Raw genomic sequence first — 19,476 nt, 5'->3', positions numbered from 1 at the left:
ATCCAAAATAATTGGAAAAAATCTCATGTCTATTAATTCATCAGCCCTCTTTCAACATATTCAGCGGTGTAATCTGGCAAGAATACAAGGCTATCGCATCCCATTTTTTGTATCAGAAAACACTTTTCCCTTTGGATGGGTAGAGCCTAACCTTATTGATGAGTTAAAAAATTATGGGGTAAGATATTATAACAACGCTTTATATACAGATCATACAGAAACAGAATTCCTTACAGGACTTGGCGAGTTTCTTGCACATAGGGGCCAATATAAACCTCATCACGAGCTTTTTGATGTCTATTCCGATATAACCCTCCCCCCTATCAGCACAATTGATAGAGGAGCCCTCCCCCTTTTGGGGATTATTGGCATGGGCGTACATATGAACGGCCTAACCCGAAAACAAGGAAAAACCTACCTATGGGTAGCCAAACGCTCTGCCGACAAAAGGCTGGACCCTTCAAAACTGGACCATATTGTTGCAGGTGGCATTCCCGCCGGGCTTAATGCTTATTTCACCTTGATTAAAGAAGCTGACGAGGAAGCCAGCATTCCCCCCTCTATCATGCAAACAGCGACTTACGCCAGAAAAATAAGCTATACGATCGACCGCCCTGAAGGGTTAAGAAGAGATATTTTATTTTGTTACGACTTGAATCTCCCTGAAGATTTTACCCCAACACCCAAGGATGGTGAGGTGGAATCCTTTTCTCTAATTCCTCTGGAAGAAGTAGCTGAAATAGTTTGCACCACACAAAGGTTTAAATTTAATGTCAACTTAGTTCTGATAGACCTTTTTATACGCCATGGCCTTATAGAACCGACAACACCAGAAGCGATAAAACTGAGTGAAATGCTCGATCCATTATGCAATTCTCAACCCGATCTTATAAAGAAACACCCCCTCTTTGCTCAATTGTAAAACCAAGATCTGGCCAGCCCTTCAAGTAGGGGAACGACTGGGGATTGGGTAGTTTGAGTTTCTGACATGGCGGCCAGCACCTTAAGTAAAGGAACGATCCTTTATGAACTTACCGCTTTCCAAAAAGCCTAATCACCAAATACTACGGTTTTAGAGCCATTCAAAATAATTCTGTCCTGAATATAATCCCGCACTGCCTGTGCTAGCACACGGCGTTCAATATCCCTTCCCTTGCGAATAAAGTCTGCTGGGGTGTCACTATGGGTAACCCGTGTAACATCTTGCTCAATAATTGGGCCTTCATCAAGATCCGATGTTACAAAATGGGCTGTTGCACCAATCAGCTTTACGCCCCTCTCAAAAGCCTGATGATAGGGTTTGGCCCCCTTAAAGCCTGGAAGAAAAGAGTGATGAATGTTGATACAATGCCCAATAAGCTTTTGGGAAAGGTTAGAAGATAAAACCTGCATATACCGCGCTAGAATAACCAAATCTGCTTGCGTTTCCTCTATGATGGATTGAAGCTTCTCCTCTTGGGTCGTTTTGGTTTCAGGGGTAATTGGCAGGTAATAAAAGGGTACCTCCTGCATATCAATATGGGCGTAAAGCTCTTTGGGATGATTAGCAATAATGCCTGCAATATCCATGATCAATTCACCTATTCGCCACCTATAAAGCAAATCAACCAGGCAATGATCAAACCGTGAAACCATAATCAGGACTCTTTTCTTACGGGTCCTATCCGTAATGTGCCAATTCATCTGATATTGTTTGGCAATTTTTTCCATATTGGCAAACATAAGAGCCTTGTGACGAGCACGATCCTGCAAGGTAAAAACCACTCGCATAAAAAAACGCCCCGTAATGGTATCATCATGCTGTTGGGCTTCAGTAATATTCCCAGAGGCCTCGTACAAGCAGGAAGAAACCACCGAAACCAACCCAGGCTGATTGGGACACGATAGGGTTAAAGCAAAACTATCGGAATTTAGCATTAAAAGCTCCTATCTTAAGATAACCGTATTCTATAAGCATAAAACTTGCCTTCTATTTAGAGGAATTTAAAGGGATCTACCATTATTTAGGTTCAGAGGTGGCTCATCTGAAGCACCCGCATTTGAATGGATTGAAATGAATTGAAAAGGAATATTACAATCTTCCCCTCATCGTACCCTTTCTTTTAATATTATATTCAATCTACCTTACGAACAAAACCCATTAAGCAATATCAACAGGCAGAGCCTCCTTATGTCATACCCCTCAGCACCGCGTACCCCCAAAAAAGATCATACCATCGAACAATTAGGGCATATACGTCATGATCACTATGCATGGCTTAAAGATGAAAACTGGCAAAATATATTGGTTAACCCTGCCCTTTTACAAGATGAAATTGCTCAACACCTCAAAGAAGAAAACGCCTATACTGAAGCAGTTCTTGCCGATACCCGCCCCTTACAGGAAACCCTGTTTGAGGAAATGAAGGTTCGCCTTCCCCCAAAAGACAATTTCCCTCCTTATCCAGATGGCCCGTGGGAATATTATCGCCGTTTTCCAGAAGAAGGTCAGTATATTCTTTATGCTCGCAAACCCAGAACTGCTGCTAAACACGTTGGAGAAAACAGCTCAGACAAATCAGACGAGGATGAAACAATTCTTCTTGATGTCAACGCAATCGCCAGAGAAGAAAACTACTGCCACATAAGCCATGCAACCCACAGCCCTGATCATCTCTGTTTTGCCTATGCCTTAGATACACAAGGCTCAGAAAATTATCAGATTTTTGTAAAAGATATCACCACCCAAACTATTCTTTCCCCCACGATAGAAAACTGCTCAGGTGCTTTTACCTTCGGTGCCGATAGCCGTTACCTCTTTTGGGTTTACCGGAATAAAAACGGTCGTTCCACGCGGGTTTATCGGAGGGACATAGCCCTTGGAACCGATGATCTGGTTTATGAAGAAGAAGATTCCGGTTTTTTTCTCACTCTTAGCAAAACGTCCTCTGGCCAGTGGATTATTATTTCCACACACGATCACGATACATCAGAAACATGGCTGATCCCCACCAGACATCCCCTAAACATTCCCTTTTGTGTAGAACCTCGCGCAAAAGGACTCCAATACGACGTTCAAGACTGGGGTGGCCGCCTTATCATTCGCACCAATTGCGATGAAGCGGTGGATTTCAAGTTGATGGAAGCCCCTATAACCACTCCCTCTCGTCCTTTCTGGAAAAATTTTTATTCCCACAAAGAAGGAAGGTATCTTATTGATTTTAAAGTTTTTTCTCATTACCTCGTCTGCCTTGAGAGAGAAGAGGCCCAAACACGCATTACCATCTTAGATAAAAAAGGGAACAGCCACCGAGTTGGTAAAGGAAACGATCTTGGCACCTATTCTTTCGATGGGTCTCTTGAGTATGATACAGATGAACTGCGTTATGGCTACCAATCCCCTTCTGTACCACGGCAATGGTATTCATACAAAATGTCGACCCGCACTCAAATTCTCCTCAAGGAACAAACCATTCCCTCAGGCCACACCCCATCGGACTACATAACGGTAAGGCTTTTCGCTTATGCGGCTGATGGAGAAAGAATTCCCATTACCCTTACACGCCATAAGGATACCCCACAGGATGGCTCTGCTCCCCTCCTTCTCTATGGATACGGCTCTTATGGTTATGCCATTGACCCCGTCTTTTCTCCCTCAACCCTTAGCTTGCTCCAAAGAGGCTGGTGTTATGCTATAGCCCATGTTCGCGGCGGTTCAGAAAAAGGATGGCGCTGGTTTGAAAACGGACGATTAATGAAGAAAAAAAACACGTTTACAGATTTTATCAGCTGCGCCGAATATCTTATTGCGGAACAATATACCGCAAAAAAACGCATCGTCGCCGATGGCCGCTCTGCGGGGGGAATGCTTATGGGGGCAATTACCAATTTAAGACCAGATCTCTTCGGGGGTATTATTGCTGTAGTTCCCTTTGTGGATGTTTTAAATACAATGTCTGATGCGAGCCTACCTCTTACCCCACCGGAATGGCCAGAATGGGGAAACCCTTTAACAGACCCCCTAGCCTATGAATATATTGCTAGCTACTCCCCCTATGATAATATTACCTCAAAGGATTATCCGCCCATTCTTGCTATGGGTGGTTTAACAGACCCCAGAGTTACCTATTGGGAACCCGCCAAATGGGTTGCAAAATTAAGGGAATATTCCACCTCTCCTCATCCTGTCTTATTAAAAATCAATATGGAAGCGGGACATGGTGGCTCTTCCGGAAGGTATAAGACCTTACAGGAAACAGCCCTTCTTTACGCCTTCGCTCAATGGGCTGTGAGTTCTTTTCATACAGACTCCTAAGCCCTTTATATCTTCATAAAATATTGCTAAAACCTGATTTCGTTGTAACTAATACGGCTTTATTTCTAAGGTTTCCTTCATGTCATCTCATGAAAATAACGTTACTGTCTCCTCCCTCAAAACAATAGACTATTATCAGAAACAGCAAAATGCGCGCATTATCCTTACCCTCATCTTGCTGGTTTTTGGAATTTTTACGATTAAAAATTTTATTCCTGCCCTCGTCTGGGGAGGAATTTTTGCCATAGCCTGTTGGCCTTTATACAAAAAGGTAAAGCAAAAATGGCCATTTTATAACCATTACAATATGCTTTTCCCTTTTTTATTCACCACGGCAGTCGCCATGATCTTCATGCTACCCCTGACATGGATTATAGTACAATTTGTTAACGAAACAAAAAGTATCAGCACCTGGTTAACCCATGTTCAACAAACAGGTGTTCCCATTCCCTCGTGGATGGAAAAAATCCCTGTGGGGAAAAACGCTCTTGAACATTGGTGGACAAAAAATCTCACTGACCCGGAAGACTTAGCCTATTTTATTCATAATATCCAAGAATGGATCGTAGCATTTACCACCAAGATTGGCTCACAGGTTGCCCATAGAGGGATCCTATTTTTCTTTTCCATTACGACCTTGTTCTTTTTATTCAGAGATGGAGATACCCTCATCCGTCAATCTATTATAGCCTCCCGCAAGTTATTTGGCAGGCAAGGCGAGGCCATTGCCCAACAAATGATTATCACGGTTCATGGAACCGTAAGCGGTATGGTTTTTGTAGGACTTGGGGAGGGAATCGTCCTTGGGGCCCTCTATGCCATTAGCGGTACACCACACCCCGCCTTACTTGGGATTCTTACCGCACTGGGTGGGATGATTCCATTTTGCTCTTATATCGTTATCGTTTTAGTCAGTGTCTTAACGCTCCTCAATTCCTCTTTCTTAATAGCTCTTATTGTTTTTCTTCTAAGCGTGGTCATAGTTTTTGCTGCAGACCATTTTATTAGGCCTACACTTATTGGCGGAAATACCAAGTTACATTTTCTATGGGTGTTATTAGGTATTTTGGGTGGTATAGAAACCTGGGGTTTCTTAGGGCTCTTCTTGGGGCCAGCTATTATGGCAGCCCTCGACCTCATGTGGAAAAATTGGGTAAAAGAGAAGAAGATCCATAAGAGCTAAAAACTACAATCTATTCCGATTTTAGTATCGGGCAGGCGGGATTCGAACCCACGACCCCCAGTCCCCCAGACTGATGCGCTACCAGGCTGCGCTACTGCCCGTTCTTAACTCCCCTATGCTCTTAGCAGTGCCAAACTGTTTCGACAAGGGGTTAATGGCTAAAATTTAACTGTTTTTTTAAAATCTCCAATTCATCAAGCACTTTTCTAAGGGTTTCGCAAAGAAGCAATTCCTTTGTGCTCTTTTGATCCAGAAGAGTATCTTTTTGAAAATCCAATAAATCTAATTTTAGAGACTCTGCCTCTTTATCACTTTTATTTTTAGGTGATGTATTCTCATTTAAAGAGGATACATTCGCTTCCTGCTTCTTTTGTGTTCCCATAACTTTCTCTTTTTCTTCTGCAAATAGCTTTTGTACCCCTTTTATGGTATATCCCTGAATATAAAGTAGATCAGCAATACGCCTGATAAGGGTTACATCTTCTGGTCGATAATATCGTCGCCCCCCATTTTTTTTAACAGGCTTAACTTCCTCAAATCGGGTTTCCCAGAATCGCAACACATGCTGAGGAATCTGCAAATCATCTGCTACTTCGCTGATAGTTCTGAAAGCATCAAACGATTTTTGCATGGTCTCTCCCCATTAATCTTTTACTGTACCAAATAATATGAAAGGTTTTACTGAATAGCTTAAAGCCTATCACCTTCTGCCTTATGATTGATTCTTGCTTTTAAAACCTGGCTTGGCCGAAATATAAGAACGGTATGGGCCCGAATGGGTACCTCTTCTTTTGTTTTCGGGTTTCGGCCAATACGTTCCTTTTTTTTTCTTACAAGAAAAGTCCCAAAGCCACTTATCTTTACACTCTCATTCGCTTCAAGCGCCTGGGCAATGAGCTCTAAGATACGTTCAAGAAAAATCATGGAATCGTGCTGCGATAACCCAACCTGGCTATGAATACGTTCTACCAATTTGATCCGTGTTAGCGTCTCTGTCTTTTTTTGTATCATTATCGTGCGCTCAACCAAAAGATAATTCCCTTAAACCCACTCTAATAGATTGCTAATATTGCACCCCATGTAAGCCCACCCCCTAGTGCCTCTAAAAGAATAGTATCATCTTTTTTTATTCTTCCCCCTCTAATGGCCTCATCAAGAGCGAGCGGGATGGAAGCCGCAGACGTATTGGCATGCCGATCAACCGTAACAATAACCTGGCTATCCATCAACCCAAGTTTTTTACCCATCGCTTTAATAATTCTAAGATTCGCCTGATGCGGCACTAACCAATTCACACTTTCCTTGGTCATGCCATTACTTTTCAGGGCTTCATCAACCACTTCAGATAAACGCATTACCGCGTGTCTAAAAACCTCACGACCATTCATTCGTATATACCCGCTTGCATCCTTAATGCCCAAAGCACCATCAACATATAATATATCCCCAATGCTTCCATCTGAGTGAAGATGGGATGAAAGGATACCACCTTCTTTGTTCTTTGCTTTCACTAAAACCGCGCCCGCACCATCTCCAAACAACACACATGTGCGCCTATCAGACCAGTCCAGCAGGCGAGAATAGACTTCCGTACCGATAACAAGAGCGTTTTTGATCTGCCCGGAAAGAATAAAAGCATTTGCCGTAGCGAGTGCATAGACAAAACCAGAACAGGCTGCTGTAATATCCATTGCAAAACCGTGCTTAATGGAAAGTTCAGCCTGTATTCGTGCCGCAGTAGAGGGAAAAATCTGGTCCGGTGTGCTCGTAGCAACAAAAATGGCATCGACTTCTTCAGCCTTCTCTCCTGCAAACTCCAGGGCTTTAAGGGCTGCTTGTGTCCCCATATAGACAGCTGTTTCTTGTTCATCAGAGATATGACGCTGAACTATACCCGTACGCTCGTAAATCCATTCATGGGAAGTATCAACATAATGAGCAAGATCATCATTCGTTACAATTTTTTTTGGAAGGTAGCTTCCAAATCCTACTAGATGAGACCTCTGAGGCATCATTTAATTCCTGACACGGGATGGCTGATTCGTTTTTGGGCAAATAACTTCAAGTAGAAACCAGGTGATTAACTTCTTTCTCTGCCTGAGCCCTTCGAGAGGTCAAAGAGCCAATTTCCACAAGCCCCTCACTGATTTTTTTGTTAAATTGTTGTGTTACCATGTCAATAGCCACATCAATCGCAGCAGCGAAGCCTTCTCCGTCCGTACCGCCATGGGATTTTACAACAACCCCATTCAGCCCAACAAAAACGGCACCATTATACCGACGTGGATCTAACCATTCTTTCATACGGCGCAAACCTGGTCGAACGAGCAAATAGCCCAATTTGGCTAGAAAATTTGCTGTATATACTTTTTGCAGAAGAGTAAAAGCCAATTTTAGAGCACCCTCACCTGTTTTAAGGGCAACATTGCCCGTAAAACCATCAGTAACAACAATATCAGTCGTTCCTGCGGTAATATCGTGCCCTTCAACAAACCCATAAAACTGCTTTGAAAGAGGGCTCTCCTTGAGGATCTCCGCAGCAACCTTTAAGCGTTCATCACCCTTCAATTCTTCAGAACCAACATTCAGAAGCCCTATAGAAGGAGCATTAAGACCTAAAACTGCTTTTGCAAAAGCATCGCCCATAACGGCGAACTCTACAAGATTTCTCCAGTCACAATTAACATTGGCCCCCAAGTCCAGCATCACAACATCACCCTTAGCCGTAGGGCTAATAGCAGCCATGGCTGGCCTGGAGATACCTGGTAGGGTTTTTATAACAATTTTTGCCAAAGCCAGCATTGCTCCACTATTTCCAGCAGAGACAACACCTTGGGCCTCACCAGTTGTTACAGCCTGCATCGCCATACGCATGGACGAATCCTTAACCCGCAATGCTGCGGTAGGTTTCATGTCCATACTGATAACTGATGAGGCGTGCCTTATAGTAGTGATGCGCGCTGCCCGCGGGTACTGCAGAAGAAGATCCCCCAGTACCGCTTCATCACCCAAAAGGAGTATTTTCGCTAATGGATGACGCTCAGCAGCAATATCAATACCCTGCAAAACAATATCTGGAGCGCCATCCCCTCCCATACCATCTATGGCAAGGGTATAAGATGCCATCTCTTCAGAAGGAGAGACCATTACCTGCTGCATGCGACCCCCGACCACTTCCTAAAAGCCAAGCTATACAATGAATGATATAACCTTCTTTCGATTGCACTCTAGAAAAAGGCCTATCTTCTTATACTCTCGACCAGTCAGATATCATGCACGAACAGTATGCTTCAAAGCTTTCCTCTGATTGCCTGAGGCCACAACTTCGCGGCCATGATAATAGCCACAATGAGAGCAAACATTATGGGGGCGCATCAACTCACCACAATTGGGGCATTCTTGATATGCCGCAGCAGATAGCGCTTCGTGACTGCGACGCATACCACGCCGGGATGGAGATGTTTTCTTCTTTGGAACAGCCATGGGCCAGAGCCCCTCCAATTAAAATGAATATTAAAACAGAACGTAATCTTATATCATAATTACCGCTTCAAATAACAATAAAATATAATGTTATATAAAACAGTAACCGATGACGGCTGTAACAGACTCATTCTCATTTTTCAAGCCAAAGATCGCGTTTTCTTTGAATATAGGTGAATAAAACGTTCTCTCTTCATCTAAAATCCAAGTTTTACTTCTTGGAAACAGGAGCACGCGGGCTGCCTTTTAACGGCTGAGCATGGGATCTTTCAGAGATCAGACTATCTTTTAACGTGGCCAATGCTGCAAAAGGGCTGGTACGAAAAGACGGGGTGGAATCAGACTCCGATTCTGCAAAAACAAACTCCTTATCAAGGAGATCAGGCTTATGGGGGTAAAGGTCTAAAACCAAAGCTAGCTGTTCTACTGTTGCATCCCCAATATTGATATGATCCCCATCATAAATAATTTCATCATCCATATCAGGATCAATAAGGTTTTCATTATAAATATCTGATTTTAGAACAAAAAATATGGTAAAATGATCTTCAATAACAGAAGAAAAAAGCTCTAAACTTACCACACATTGCTGCTGAAGACGCGCAACAAGTTTGCCATCAGCCCTAATTCTTCCATCTTTCTCGTAACTCATCGTGTAATCACACTTCAAGCTCTCGATAAAAGGAATATGCAAACGTTCAGCAATTTGCCGACATTCTCTCTCATGGGCCTCTACAGTAATTTTATACGGGGTTTTCCCAATATTTCTTACTGAAATAGTGCGTAATAATTCTGGGTAAACCGGCATATCACTTCTCTCCACTACGATAAGAAAACCACAGTGACAGAAAAATAGATAAATCTTACACTATGGAATTGACACCACTCTTTTTATCAGGCACCGATTATTGTAACGCCTAAGTCTTAAAATAGTTACGTGGGTTATCCTGATAAAAACTGTTTTGGCTTTAAATGAAGCATTTTAAACAGAAGTCTAGCGGCAGAATGATACATAACACAATGAAATTTTTTACAGCTGTTGGAACACTCTTGGCTCTTGCAGCATGCACCACCCCCATTCCTCATGGCTCTCTGGTCGAAAAGCTTGACTATGACCAATTAAAGCCTGGGACCAGCACGCGTGCCGATGCCAGCCAGATTATGGGCTCTCCTACAGCGAAAGCAACCTTTGATGAAAACACATGGCTGTATATTTCCCAAAGAACAGTGCTTGTTCCTATGAGTTTTCCTGCAGCTGTTAGCCAGGATGTTGTGGTTCTTCATTTCGATCAAACAGGAACCCTACAAAATGTTAAAACCCTTACCCTAGCAGATGCCTATGATGTTGGCATGGTTTCAGAAGAAACTCCAACCCCAGGCACACAAATTAGTTTTCTTGAGCAGCTCTTAGGGAATATTGGTGAATATACACCCTTGAGTGCCATTGGGAGCACCTTTGGGCCTGGAGCCAGCGGAAATGGCCCATTCTCTCACACCAGTAATCCTGTCGGTAATAGTGGTAATACGGTTGGAAATAACTTCTAAGTTTTATCACCCTTTCTTAAGTCTCTGTTAATGCAAAATAGCAGTTTCCTTTAATGGTCCAGTCTTTAATGAATTTTGTCGACTTGTATGAAATGGGCGACTAAAATATGAAGACCAAAATCTAATAAGGCAAAAATAAATAAACCCTAAGCCCTCCCATGGTGCTGGTACCCAAGGTAATTTCTCCACCGTGGGCTCTAATAATATCTCTTGATATTGTTAACCCAAGCCCAGTGCCACCATTTTTCCCGCTTTCAAACGCCCCAAAAGCTGATTCTCTTTGATCTGGTGGTATCCCAGGGCCATTATCATCACACAATATAACAACCCCTTTGGCCGATGATTTCAGCTCGATAACAATTTCCCCTCCATGGCGGTAAGCGTTAGTGATAACGTTATTTAATACCCTTCTGATAGCTTCTTTTCTAACAATAATGGGTTTTACCTCTGAGACTGTTGAGCGTAGTATTTTTGCCCCGCTCCTCCGAGCTGATAAAACAACCTCTTCTAGAAGTTTTTTCATATCAATCTCTTTCGGTAGTTCCAGCCCCTCTCCGCGTGCAAAGGTTAAGTAACCCTCAATCATCCTTTCCATTTCTTCTATATCTGTCACCATGTCGGAAATTTCTTCCTGAAGAGTCTTCGCATCAATGCTCCCTTTTTGGGGGATGATGGCAAGACTTAACCTCATACGTGTTAAAGGCGTGCGCAAATCATGGGAAACTCCTGCCAAAACAGCCGTTCTTTGCGTAACAAAGTTAAGAATACGCTCTCTCATCCTGTTAAAAGCCACCGCAAGCCTTCTGACTTCCTTTGCTCCTTGGGGTCTAACGGGCCCATAATCGCGCCCGAGCCCAAAATTTTCGGCAGCCTTGGCTAGTCTACGAATAGCCCTCACCTGATTGCGCGTAAAAATAACAGCCAAAAAAAACAAAATAATAAACCCAATACTCTGCCAAAAAACAAACATCCAGACAGAGCCAATATCGAGCCTCTTACGAGGAAATGTAATGCTCAGAAGCCCTGTAGGCAGCTGTACCCAGACAGTGATATTTTCAGGATCTGTGTTCCAATCGGTGTGAAAAGGATAAGAGAGAAAGGTTTTGAGTGCTTTATCTAAGTCCTCATCAATAGGGCCCAAAACATACCGAGCAGATCGTGTTTCCAATCGGCGATGGGGATAAAATTTTACCTGCATAAGCCATACTTGCTCTATTGAGCTCTGCAAAGCAGGATTTACAGGATGAGTGGCAGTGGCCCCAATATGGTGGTAATTCTCAACCACAACCCTAATTTCGCCGGCTATACCATCAGTCAGCCTACGCGAAACTGTATGGTAATAGCTACCATAATAGAGAGAGAGAGAAATAAGTTGGATGACCACAAGGGGGATTAAAATAATCAGTAATGAACGACCAAGAAAGGAACGAGGAAGAATACGACGAATGAACCGTTCTAGGGACTGATCCCAATTCTTATTTAAAATACGATGAAAATAGGGAACCATACCAATCTACTCGTCCTATTATGATCTGTTCATCTTATTTCTATCCACCTGGTTTAAGAACATATCCTTTTCCTCTCACTGTTTGGAGAAACTGAGGCTCTCTGGGGTCTTTTTCCAGGCGCCTACGAAGCCGTGTTATTTGCACATCAACCGCCCGCTCCCCAATGTCATCCAAGGAAAGAGCCCGAGCAATGCTTTCTCTTGAAAGGACCTCGTTGGCATGCCAGGTTAGAAGTGAAAGTAAAGCAGCCTCACCACTTGTTAAATGAATAAAGTTATTATTTTTATCTTTCAGTAAACTCCGTTGTGGGTCATATTCAAGAGTACCCAGCTTAACAGGGCCTGATGGTTCATTTGGACTAGGGGTTGAGACCCGTTTAATATGCAGTTTTAACCGTAACATCAGCTCTTTAGGCTCAAACGGCTTTCCCAGATAATCGTCTGCGCCTGCTTCTAGACCCGCAATTCTATCTTGGGGTTCTCCTCTGGCTGTCAGCAGCAAAATCGGAAAATGAAATCCTTCCTTTCTGAGAGATTCTGTAAATTCTAGGCCATTTTCACCCGGCATCGTTACATCGACCACCAAGGCATCAGGGTAAACTGCAAGAAGAATGGTTCTGGCCTCCTTTGCGGAAGAGGCAATACTCACCCGAAACCCCTGTTCTGTTAGATAGCGCTGCAAAAGACGCAACAACCGTAAATCGTCATCGACGACCAGAATATGGGCACCGGTTTTTATTTCAACACTCATACAGCCCTTCTCTATTAGCTAATCTTTTTTAAAACTCTCTAAAAAATAACGCGTGTCATGATTCATTAGACAAAACATCACTTTTCTAAAACCTTCTATCGCTTCGCTACCTGCCTCTTTAAAAGCCAAATACAAACGGGCCTTTAAAGCATTAAAAACATCTTCCTCAATCTTCTGCCCCGAGTCAGTGAGAAAGAGATGTTTTTTCCTTTTGTCTTCACAAGAAGGGTGAATTTGAATAAAACCCTTTTCAAGAAGATCCTTCATAACTCGCCCCAGACTTTGTTTGGTGATGTTCAATAACTCCAAAAGGCCACCCACTGTAAGACCAGGGTAATGAGCAAGCATTTGTAGGGCCCTGTAGTGAGCCTGCCCAAGGTTATGCTCTTCTAGAACCGCTCTCCCCAGTTGCCACAAGTCTCTTCCTACAAAAAAAATAACCGTCTGGGCTTTTCTGAGCTGTTCCTCTTTGAGATAAAGAAGCTCTCTTTCTGCGCTACTCATCCTTCTGTTACTTTCAAAACCACGCTCAAAATCACGCTAAAGAAAAATATTTCATATTTCTCACTATTGTAAAAGTTTTTTATTCAAAATACCCATATTATCAATATAATGATTGCTCTTATGAAGTTTGCATAGTATTAATCCCAGTTAAATATATTCCATTAGCTATAGTCCATCCATTGAAATTTGAGGGAGACGATCGCCGAAATGCAGGTTCTGGTTAGAGATAATAATGTAGATCAGGCTTTAAAAGCCTTAAAAAAGAAACTTCAAAGAGAAGGCATTTTTCGTGAAATGAAACTTCGCCGCCATTACGAAAAGCCATCAGAAAAAAAAGCACGCGAAGCTGCAGAAGCTGTAAGGCGCGCCCGTAAAATGGAGCGTAAAAGGCTAGAGCGTGAAGGTTTTTAGTCTCACTAACCTGCAATAATAATAAGCAAAAACTGGTTATAAATTATAACCAGTTTTTTTATGGGCATCATAGTACCATTTTTTATAAATTAAAGGCAAAATCTTAGAGAAAGCTCCATAAGATTGAAGCCCTCTCTTATTAACCCTTAAAGCATTTCTAGCTTGCTGAAGAAGCAGCAGATTCCACTTCACGTGGCCGCTCAGCAATACGAGCCGATTTACCCTGACGGCCACGCAAATAATAGAGTTTTGCACGTCTAACCGCCCCACGACGCACCACTGTAATTTCTGCAACAGTTGGAGAATATAAAGGAAATACCCTTTCTACGCCTTCACCATTAGAAATTTTACGAACAGTAAAATTGCTGTTGAGCCCCTTATTAGAACGAGCAATAACAACCCCTTCGTAATTCTGGATACGCTGCCTATCTCCTTCAATAACTTTTACAGCCACCCGTACGGTATCACCAGCATCAAAATTAGGGACAGCCCGTACCGCTGCTAAACGCTCTACTTCGCGAGCTTCAAATTGTTGAATTATGTTCATTATCTTCATCCTTGATCTATAGTGACTGCTTTACGCAAAAGTTTGCATTTGAGCAAGATTTTTTATTTTACTGACCTTGAAATATACGCCTGCCACAAATCTGGGCGCTTTAACTGTGTAATTTTTTCTGCCTCCTGCCGCCGCCATGCCCTTATGGCCCTATGATTGCCTGAAACCAAAATATCTGGAACGCTCATCCCTTTCCACTCTGCAGGACGTGTATATTGAGGGTATTCCAGTAAACCCTCTGAAAAACTTTCCTCATCGGCACTTTCTTCTCCCCCCATAACGCCCGATAATAACCGTATGCAAGCATCCATCATCACCAGTGCAGCCCCTTCCCCACCTGAAAGAACAAAGTCCCCTACAGAGACGAGTTCCATGTCGTGGCAAGAAAAAATCCGCTCATCTACCCCTTCATAGCGACCACACAAGATAGTCAATCCTGGGGCAGCTGCGTACTGCCGAACCTTTTTCTGGGTTAAAGGCTCTCCCCGTGGGGTAAGGTAGATCAGAGGCCTGTCCTTTGGATACCCCACATGCGATAAAGCATTATCCAGTACATCAACCCTCATAACCATACCAGCTCCCCCACCAAAAGGGGTGTCATCTACAGCTTGGTGTCGACCTAATCCATAATGTCGTAAATCATACGTATTATAAGACCATAAGCCATTTCTCAAAGCTTTTCCCGCCAATGATACCCCTAAAAAACCAGGAAACATTTCAGGAAAAAGCGTTAAAACAGAAACATGCCAAGCCATTTCACTATGCCTTCCGATACGAAACGCTAGAGAGGGTCATCTTGAGCTTCTTCGTTTGATGAAGAGGAAGACGTGTCTGTAACCTCTACCTCATCAGGAAGAAAGACACGCATATAGTCTGCAGACAGATTAACATCAGGAACAAATTTTTTCATAAAAGGAACAATATAATCTTCACCGCCTGCCCCTTTTATTTCCAAACTAGCACCTGCGCCATAATCCATGACAGAATGAATGATTCCTACTCTGTCGTCTTTCTCCTCCAGATTACAAATTAATACCTTTTTTCCGATAAGATCGGAGATATAAAATTCCTCTTCTTCTGGTGGTGGCAGCTGAGAACGAAGAACATACAACCGCCTGTTAGTAAGCTGTTCGGCCTGTTCACGATCCGTAATAGAACGCCCATTGTCAAAAGCTGCTAAAGATGCAACACCCTTTTTCTTCCATGATAAAATCCACTCCTGTCCTAACTCATCAATAATGGGTTGATAGGAAGAAAGACTTTCAGGAAGGCTCATATAGCTATGCACATGGACTAACCCCCGCACTCCATGGGGGCGGCCAATCACACCAACCAAAATTTTAGGGCTCTCTACTTTCGCAGACAACAGAGCTGCACTCACAAAAAACGAGCCTTATTCTGCCTTAGCTTCCTCAGAGGGAGAGGCCTCTTCCTGAGGGGCTGCAGCTTCAGCTTGCTTGGCTTCTTCAGCCTCTTTAAGAGCAGCCAAGCGTTCCTGAGCCTTCTTCTTAGGGGCAGATTTTTTAGGTTGCTCACTATAAGCAGGCATTGGTGCTAAACCAGCTTTCCCCAGAAAACGAGCAATACGATCTGTTGGCTGAGCCCCTTGGGAGAGCCAATAAGTTACACGGTCTTGCACAAGACGTATACGATCTGCATGATCTTGAGGAAGCATAGGGTTATAAGAACCGATTTTTTCAACAAAACGGCCATCACGAGGGCTGCGGCTATCGGCTACAACAATGTGATAATAGGGGCGCTTTTTAGCACCAGCCCGAGCAAGACGAATTTTTACACTCATAATAATCTCCTTAATTGAATAAAACTTTACCGACCAAACCCCGGTGGCATCTTCCCCTTAGGAAGCAGTGCCCCAAGCCCTTGTCGCATTAACCCTTTTATGCCCAGCTTGTTAAAGCGCTTCATCACAGCTGACATATCATTAAACTGCTTGAGTAAACGATTAACTTCCTGCACACTTGTTCCTGAACCTGCGGCAATTCTTTTCTTGCGAGATGCCTTGATAATATCAGGTTGTTTACGTTCTCCCTTGGTCATAGAAGAAATAATGACCAGATGGCGATCAAGGATTGAAGTATCGATATCCTTACCGGACATGGCCTCTTTGAGTTTCCCCATCCCTGGCAACATATCCATTATCCCTGTAATGGAGCCCATTTTGTTAATCTGGCGCAACTGGGCGGCATAGTCTTCCAGGTCAAACTTGCCCTTCAGCATTTTTAGAGCAAGCTTTTCACTTTCTTCCTCGTCAATGGTTTCAGCTGCCTTTTCAACCAGGCCGGCAATATCACCGAGACCAAGAATACGGCTTGCGACACGTTCAGGATAAAACTCCTCCAGCTCTGTAAGCTTCTCCCCAGAACCCACCAGCTTTATCGGGGTACCTGTTATGGCACGCATTGAGAGAGCAGCGCCCCCTTTGGCATCGCCATCCATACGGGTCATAACAACACCCGTAAGCCCTACAGCAGCCTTAAAAGCCTGCGCAGTATTCACCGCATCTTGCCCTGTCATGGCATCAACCACCAAAAGGGTTTCATGCGGATTCACAAGGGTTTTAACAGCCCCCACTTCTGCCATAAGCGCTTCATCTATCGAAAGGCGGCCCGCCGTATCTAGGATAACAACATCGTATCCTTCTCGGCGCGCTGTATCCATAGCCCGTGCTGCGATCTCCAAAGGGGGTTGCCCCGATACAATCGGCAAACACGCCACCTTGGCCTGCTCAGCCAACTGGGCAAGCTGCAACTGTGCTGCTGGCCTTTGGGTATCTAAACTCGCGAGAAGAACTTTTTTGTGCTCACGCGCTGTAAGCCGTAATGCGATTTTCCCTGAAGATGTGGTTTTGCCAGACCCTTGCAAACCAACCATAAGAATAGCAACAGGGGGTGCAGCATTAAAACTTAAGGGAACAACACCTGCCCCCCCGAGTGACTCCACCAGCGCGTCATTAACAATTTTGGCCACAGCCTGCCCAGGGGAAATGGTATCGAGCACCTCTTTCCCGACAGCGCCTTCTTTAACCCGAGAAATAAAATCCTTTACAACTGGTAGGGCAACATCGGCATCAAGCATGGCCAGGCGTACTTCTCGCATGGCCTCTGAAACGTCTGCCTCGGAAAGGAGGCCCCGTTTTGACATCCCTTCAAATATACCGGAGAATTTACTCGAAAGTGATTCAAACACTATTTATTTCCCATAGAAGAATACACCACTGAGCGAGCCTTCGCCGGGTGGTGTTTCTTTTTGTAAAGACCGTCCCTTCCTACCCGAAGGGACAACTCTCTGTCAATTGCAATTATGGAGAATTCTTAGTTTTTAGAAGAATTGCCATGCATTGTCTCGTGCATTTCTTTGCGCAGAGACTGCATTTTTTCATGCAGCTTTTCCATATTCTCTAAATTGGTCTTCACGCGTGTGCGTTGCTCAGCTGTCAGGACATCGTGCATTTTAATACCACAGTCCAGCTTTGCCATTTCAATCCGTTTGGAGAGATCTGCTGATTTTTCAGCCAAGGCTGTTAAAGCCGCTTGATCAACGGCACCGCTTGCAGTTAATCCTTCAGCAATTTTCTTGCCAATAGCTCTTTTTTCTTCTTTTAAAGGTTTAATTTGCTCCTCTGCACTGTTCATGACTGTTTTTATTTTTTCTTTTTGTTCTTTTGTCAGGTTTGTGCCATGCAGGGCGGCCATCATCATGGCATGATCTTTCCCATGCCTCATCATCCCCATCCTGGAAGAGGGCATATCGTCTTTCATCTCCTGGGCATGGGCTGGTAAAGTCGTGCTGCCGAGAATGGTGCCTGAAGCAATAAGAGCTGAAAATACTATCTTCTTAATCATTTTTATTATCCCTTTTGTGATAATCTAAAATTACGTCAACAGCGTTATTATAACAGTTTCGTGCTGATGATGCAAAATCAGCCCGTCCCTGCTTTTTATTCTGAACAAAACTATCTGGAATTATAAGATGAAGGTAATAAAAAAGTTCCAATAAAAATAAGCAGGCAAAATACCATAACCACAATGAAAATACCTGCCATGGTAAAATACTGTCCCACTAATCCTAACAAGGGGGGGATACCAGCCAGACCTGCATAGGCTAAAGAGGCCGCCCAGCCTATTGAATGAACCTCGCCATGAATGCCATGACTTTCTCCAATTCGTCCTGCCAAGGCAAATAAAATCGGTGCAGCATTACAAATGGCAAGTCCTGTTAGGGCAAAGCAGAGTATTGTAAAAGTCACTGAGGAAGAAATCAGGCCAATCCCCAAAATAACAACTCCCAGCAATGCAAGGCGTAATACTGTAAAATCTGGAAAATAACTCCGCACCTTATCTCCACTCAAACGCCCTATAAGCATAACAAGGGCAAAGCTGGTAAACCCAAGCCCAGCTGCCGAATTAGAAAGATGATAAAATTCTTTTAAATATAAGCCCGCCCAATCTAACAATGATCCCTCAACTGCAAAGGCGAGCGCCATCATGAGCGCTACCAAAACCAGAGAGCAATAATCCATTCTTCCCGTTGTAAGAACGGAGGAACCCTCTGAGTGAAATGTGCTTTCTGAAGAAGAACTCCCTAAGGAGAGAGCAGCTGAGGAGGCCGATTGCTGCAAAGTCAGCTCCAGCTCAGTGGCTTTTGGTGAAATCGCTTCAACTGGAAGAGGAGAAGGGTTAAGAAGATAATGGCTTGAAAAATAGATTAAACCGCCTGCTAATAGGGCAGAAAATATGATTTCAACCTGAACCGTGGAAAAATGCAGAATAAAAGCCCCTACTCCACTGCCCATCAGGGTTCCCAAGCTCCACATCCCATGAAAGCTTGAAACAATCTTACGCCCAGAGCGCCTCTCTATAACAAGGGATTGTGCATTCATGAGCTGATCAAGCAACCCCATACCGCAGCCAATAAAGAAGAGGACGATCGCCAACTGAACAGAGTTATGAACCAACAACAACGCCATGAGCATAAAACAGCCAAAAAGGCCGCTTAACCCTAAAACCCTTGTCAGGGAAAAATTTTTTATAAGCCAGCCTGCTAACCGCATGGCTATAAGCCCACCTACCGTAAGCGATAGTAAAACCATCCCCAAAAGGCCTGGGAGGATCTGCAGTTGATCGCGCAAAATAGGAATAAGCGTAGCCCAAACCCCAAAAATAAACCCATGCGACCAGAAAATGCTCATACAAGCATTTCTTTGTGTTTTCCAATGAAGAGA

General features: G+C 43.6%; 21 protein-coding genes, 1 tRNA gene and 1 pseudogene. 5 read left to right on the top strand and 18 right to left on the bottom strand.

The features are described from left to right. Positions 1–25 precede the first annotated feature (25 nt). Positions 26–922 carry an NUDIX hydrolase gene (locus JGUZn3_RS08270; RefSeq protein WP_203413079.1) on the top strand — a complete coding sequence of 299 codons (897 nt, stop codon included), beginning with the start codon at positions 26–28 and terminating at the stop codon, positions 920–922. 128 nt (positions 923–1,050) lie between these two features. Here JGUZn3_RS08270 and purU read toward each other — a convergent pair whose 3' ends face one another. Then, positions 1,051–1,917, bottom strand: a complete 867-nt coding sequence (purU, locus tag JGUZn3_RS08265) for a formyltetrahydrofolate deformylase (RefSeq protein WP_203413078.1) — start codon at positions 1,915–1,917, stop codon at positions 1,051–1,053. 253 nt (positions 1,918–2,170) lie between these two features. Between purU and JGUZn3_RS08260 the strand changes: the two genes are divergently transcribed. Then, entirely contained in the window at positions 2,171–4,294 is a 2,124-nt protein-coding gene (locus JGUZn3_RS08260) for a S9 family peptidase (RefSeq protein WP_203413077.1), read from the top strand. A 79-nt stretch (positions 4,295–4,373) separates the two neighbouring features. Continuing rightward, positions 4,374–5,477 carry an AI-2E family transporter gene (locus tag JGUZn3_RS08255; RefSeq protein ID WP_203413076.1) on the top strand — a complete coding sequence of 368 codons (1,104 nt, stop codon included), beginning with the start codon at positions 4,374–4,376 and terminating at the stop codon, positions 5,475–5,477. Between the two features lie 27 nt (positions 5,478–5,504). Here JGUZn3_RS08255 and JGUZn3_RS08250 read toward each other — a convergent pair. The 7 genes and pseudogenes from JGUZn3_RS08250 to JGUZn3_RS08220 form a co-directional block, all read right to left on the bottom strand. Then, positions 5,505–5,578, bottom strand: a tRNA-Pro gene (locus JGUZn3_RS08250). 305 nt (positions 5,579–5,883) lie between these two features. Beyond that, positions 5,884–6,090, bottom strand: a pseudogene (locus JGUZn3_RS12985) (MerR family transcriptional regulator); the annotation flags it as partial. A 77-nt stretch (positions 6,091–6,167) separates the two neighbouring features. Beyond that, a complete protein-coding gene (locus JGUZn3_RS08240; protein WP_203413074.1) occupies positions 6,168–6,488 on the bottom strand; it encodes an integration host factor subunit alpha in 321 nt (106 codons plus the stop codon). Between the two features lie 41 nt (positions 6,489–6,529). Further along, the gene (locus JGUZn3_RS08235; protein ID WP_203413073.1) at positions 6,530–7,492 is read right to left on the bottom strand and encodes a beta-ketoacyl-ACP synthase III; all 963 of its coding nucleotides are present in this window, start codon (positions 7,490–7,492) and stop codon (positions 6,530–6,532) included. A gap of 46 nt (positions 7,493–7,538) precedes the next feature. Further along, positions 7,539–8,636: a phosphate acyltransferase PlsX gene (gene plsX / locus JGUZn3_RS08230; protein ID WP_238996789.1), complete on the bottom strand. Its 1,098-nt coding sequence runs from the start codon at positions 8,634–8,636 to the stop codon at positions 7,539–7,541. 111 nt (positions 8,637–8,747) lie between these two features. After that, a complete protein-coding gene (gene rpmF, locus JGUZn3_RS08225) occupies positions 8,748–8,960 on the bottom strand; it encodes a 50S ribosomal protein L32 (protein WP_203413072.1) in 213 nt (70 codons plus the stop codon). 211 nt (positions 8,961–9,171) lie between these two features. After that, positions 9,172–9,768 (bottom strand): DUF177 domain-containing protein, encoded by a 597-nt coding sequence (locus JGUZn3_RS08220; RefSeq protein WP_203413071.1) that lies wholly within the window; start codon positions 9,766–9,768, stop codon positions 9,172–9,174. A gap of 197 nt (positions 9,769–9,965) precedes the next feature. Here JGUZn3_RS08220 and JGUZn3_RS08215 point away from each other — a divergent pair, with 197 nt between their 5' ends. Continuing rightward, a complete protein-coding gene (locus JGUZn3_RS08215) occupies positions 9,966–10,505 on the top strand; it encodes an outer membrane protein assembly factor BamE (protein WP_238996788.1) in 540 nt (179 codons plus the stop codon). 121 nt (positions 10,506–10,626) lie between these two features. Here JGUZn3_RS08215 and JGUZn3_RS08210 read toward each other — a convergent pair whose 3' ends face one another. From JGUZn3_RS08210 to JGUZn3_RS08200, 3 genes are read right to left on the bottom strand one after another with little or no spacing between them, the layout of a single operon-like run. Then, positions 10,627–12,012 carry an ATP-binding protein gene (locus tag JGUZn3_RS08210; RefSeq protein ID WP_203413070.1) on the bottom strand — a complete coding sequence of 462 codons (1,386 nt, stop codon included), beginning with the start codon at positions 12,010–12,012 and terminating at the stop codon, positions 10,627–10,629. Between the two features lie 40 nt (positions 12,013–12,052). Next, entirely contained in the window at positions 12,053–12,763 is a 711-nt protein-coding gene (locus JGUZn3_RS08205; protein ID WP_203413069.1) for a response regulator, read from the bottom strand. 18 nt (positions 12,764–12,781) lie between these two features. Continuing rightward, positions 12,782–13,267 carry a MarR family winged helix-turn-helix transcriptional regulator gene (locus tag JGUZn3_RS08200; protein ID WP_203413068.1) on the bottom strand — a complete coding sequence of 162 codons (486 nt, stop codon included), beginning with the start codon at positions 13,265–13,267 and terminating at the stop codon, positions 12,782–12,784. Between the two features lie 207 nt (positions 13,268–13,474). Between JGUZn3_RS08200 and rpsU the strand changes: the two genes are divergently transcribed. Beyond that, positions 13,475–13,678, top strand: a complete 204-nt coding sequence (gene rpsU, locus JGUZn3_RS08195; protein WP_203413067.1) for a 30S ribosomal protein S21 — start codon at positions 13,475–13,477, stop codon at positions 13,676–13,678. A gap of 157 nt (positions 13,679–13,835) precedes the next feature. Here the strand turns inward: rpsU and rplS are convergent, their stop codons facing one another. The 7 genes from rplS to JGUZn3_RS08160 all read right to left on the bottom strand — a co-directional run bounded on the left by rplS (position 13,836) and on the right by JGUZn3_RS08160 (position 19,443). Next, positions 13,836–14,225 carry a 50S ribosomal protein L19 gene (gene rplS / locus JGUZn3_RS08190; RefSeq protein ID WP_203413066.1) on the bottom strand — a complete coding sequence of 130 codons (390 nt, stop codon included), beginning with the start codon at positions 14,223–14,225 and terminating at the stop codon, positions 13,836–13,838. Positions 14,226–14,287: 62 nt separating this feature from the next. After that, entirely contained in the window at positions 14,288–14,989 is a 702-nt protein-coding gene (gene trmD, locus JGUZn3_RS08185; protein WP_203413065.1) for a tRNA (guanosine(37)-N1)-methyltransferase TrmD, read from the bottom strand. Positions 14,990–15,015: 26 nt separating this feature from the next. Continuing rightward, positions 15,016–15,615 carry a ribosome maturation factor RimM gene (rimM, locus tag JGUZn3_RS08180; RefSeq protein WP_238996787.1) on the bottom strand — a complete coding sequence of 200 codons (600 nt, stop codon included), beginning with the start codon at positions 15,613–15,615 and terminating at the stop codon, positions 15,016–15,018. A 12-nt stretch (positions 15,616–15,627) separates the two neighbouring features. After that, positions 15,628–16,035 (bottom strand): 30S ribosomal protein S16, encoded by a 408-nt coding sequence (rpsP, locus tag JGUZn3_RS08175; protein WP_203413064.1) that lies wholly within the window; start codon positions 16,033–16,035, stop codon positions 15,628–15,630. A gap of 26 nt (positions 16,036–16,061) precedes the next feature. Continuing rightward, the gene (ffh, locus tag JGUZn3_RS08170; RefSeq protein WP_203413063.1) at positions 16,062–17,441 is read right to left on the bottom strand and encodes a signal recognition particle protein; all 1,380 of its coding nucleotides are present in this window, start codon (positions 17,439–17,441) and stop codon (positions 16,062–16,064) included. Between the two features lie 125 nt (positions 17,442–17,566). Continuing rightward, positions 17,567–18,097, bottom strand: coding sequence for a Spy/CpxP family protein refolding chaperone (locus JGUZn3_RS08165; protein ID WP_203413062.1), 531 nt, complete (start codon positions 18,095–18,097; stop codon positions 17,567–17,569). A gap of 110 nt (positions 18,098–18,207) precedes the next feature. Beyond that, the gene (locus JGUZn3_RS08160; RefSeq protein ID WP_203413061.1) at positions 18,208–19,443 is read right to left on the bottom strand and encodes an MFS transporter; all 1,236 of its coding nucleotides are present in this window, start codon (positions 19,441–19,443) and stop codon (positions 18,208–18,210) included. Between the last annotated feature and the right edge of the window lie 33 nt (positions 19,444–19,476).

It is taken from the genome of Entomobacter blattae, assembly GCF_014672835.1.
Taxonomy (GTDB): Bacteria; Pseudomonadota; Alphaproteobacteria; order Acetobacterales; family Acetobacteraceae; genus Entomobacter; species Entomobacter blattae.
The sequence above is the reverse complement of the archived record's forward strand: the minus strand, read 5'-3'. Positions and strand labels throughout refer to the sequence as shown.

Coding starts and splice junctions, on each gene's coding strand:
- purU (WP_203413078.1), bottom strand. CDS start 1,917: ATGCTAAATTCCGATAGTTTTGCTTTAACCCTATCGTGTCCCAATCAG.
- rpsU (WP_203413067.1), top strand. CDS start 13,475: ATGCAGGTTCTGGTTAGAGATAATAATGTAGATCAGGCTTTAAAAGCC.
- rpmF (WP_203413072.1), bottom strand. CDS start 8,960: ATGGCTGTTCCAAAGAAGAAAACATCTCCATCCCGGCGTGGTATGCGT.
- JGUZn3_RS08240 (WP_203413074.1), bottom strand. CDS start 6,488: ATGATACAAAAAAAGACAGAGACGCTAACACGGATCAAATTGGTAGAA.
- JGUZn3_RS08215 (WP_238996788.1), top strand. CDS start 9,966: ATGATACATAACACAATGAAATTTTTTACAGCTGTTGGAACACTCTTG.
- rpsP (WP_203413064.1), bottom strand. CDS start 16,035: ATGAGTGTAAAAATTCGTCTTGCTCGGGCTGGTGCTAAAAAGCGCCCC.
- JGUZn3_RS08205 (WP_203413069.1), bottom strand. CDS start 12,763: ATGAGTGTTGAAATAAAAACCGGTGCCCATATTCTGGTCGTCGATGAC.
- plsX (WP_238996789.1), bottom strand. CDS start 8,636: ATGCAGCAGGTAATGGTCTCTCCTTCTGAAGAGATGGCATCTTATACC.
- JGUZn3_RS08260 (WP_203413077.1), top strand. CDS start 2,171: ATGTCATACCCCTCAGCACCGCGTACCCCCAAAAAAGATCATACCATC.
- JGUZn3_RS08235 (WP_203413073.1), bottom strand. CDS start 7,492: ATGATGCCTCAGAGGTCTCATCTAGTAGGATTTGGAAGCTACCTTCCA.
- JGUZn3_RS08200 (WP_203413068.1), bottom strand. CDS start 13,267: ATGAGTAGCGCAGAAAGAGAGCTTCTTTATCTCAAAGAGGAACAGCTC.
- JGUZn3_RS08160 (WP_203413061.1), bottom strand. CDS start 19,443: ATGAGCATTTTCTGGTCGCATGGGTTTATTTTTGGGGTTTGGGCTACG.
- JGUZn3_RS08270 (WP_203413079.1), top strand. CDS start 26: ATGTCTATTAATTCATCAGCCCTCTTTCAACATATTCAGCGGTGTAAT.
- trmD (WP_203413065.1), bottom strand. CDS start 14,989: ATGGCTTGGCATGTTTCTGTTTTAACGCTTTTTCCTGAAATGTTTCCT.
- JGUZn3_RS08255 (WP_203413076.1), top strand. CDS start 4,374: ATGTCATCTCATGAAAATAACGTTACTGTCTCCTCCCTCAAAACAATA.
- JGUZn3_RS08220 (WP_203413071.1), bottom strand. CDS start 9,768: ATGCCGGTTTACCCAGAATTATTACGCACTATTTCAGTAAGAAATATT.
- JGUZn3_RS08165 (WP_203413062.1), bottom strand. CDS start 18,097: ATGATTAAGAAGATAGTATTTTCAGCTCTTATTGCTTCAGGCACCATT.
- rplS (WP_203413066.1), bottom strand. CDS start 14,225: ATGAACATAATTCAACAATTTGAAGCTCGCGAAGTAGAGCGTTTAGCA.
- JGUZn3_RS08210 (WP_203413070.1), bottom strand. CDS start 12,012: ATGGTTCCCTATTTTCATCGTATTTTAAATAAGAATTGGGATCAGTCC.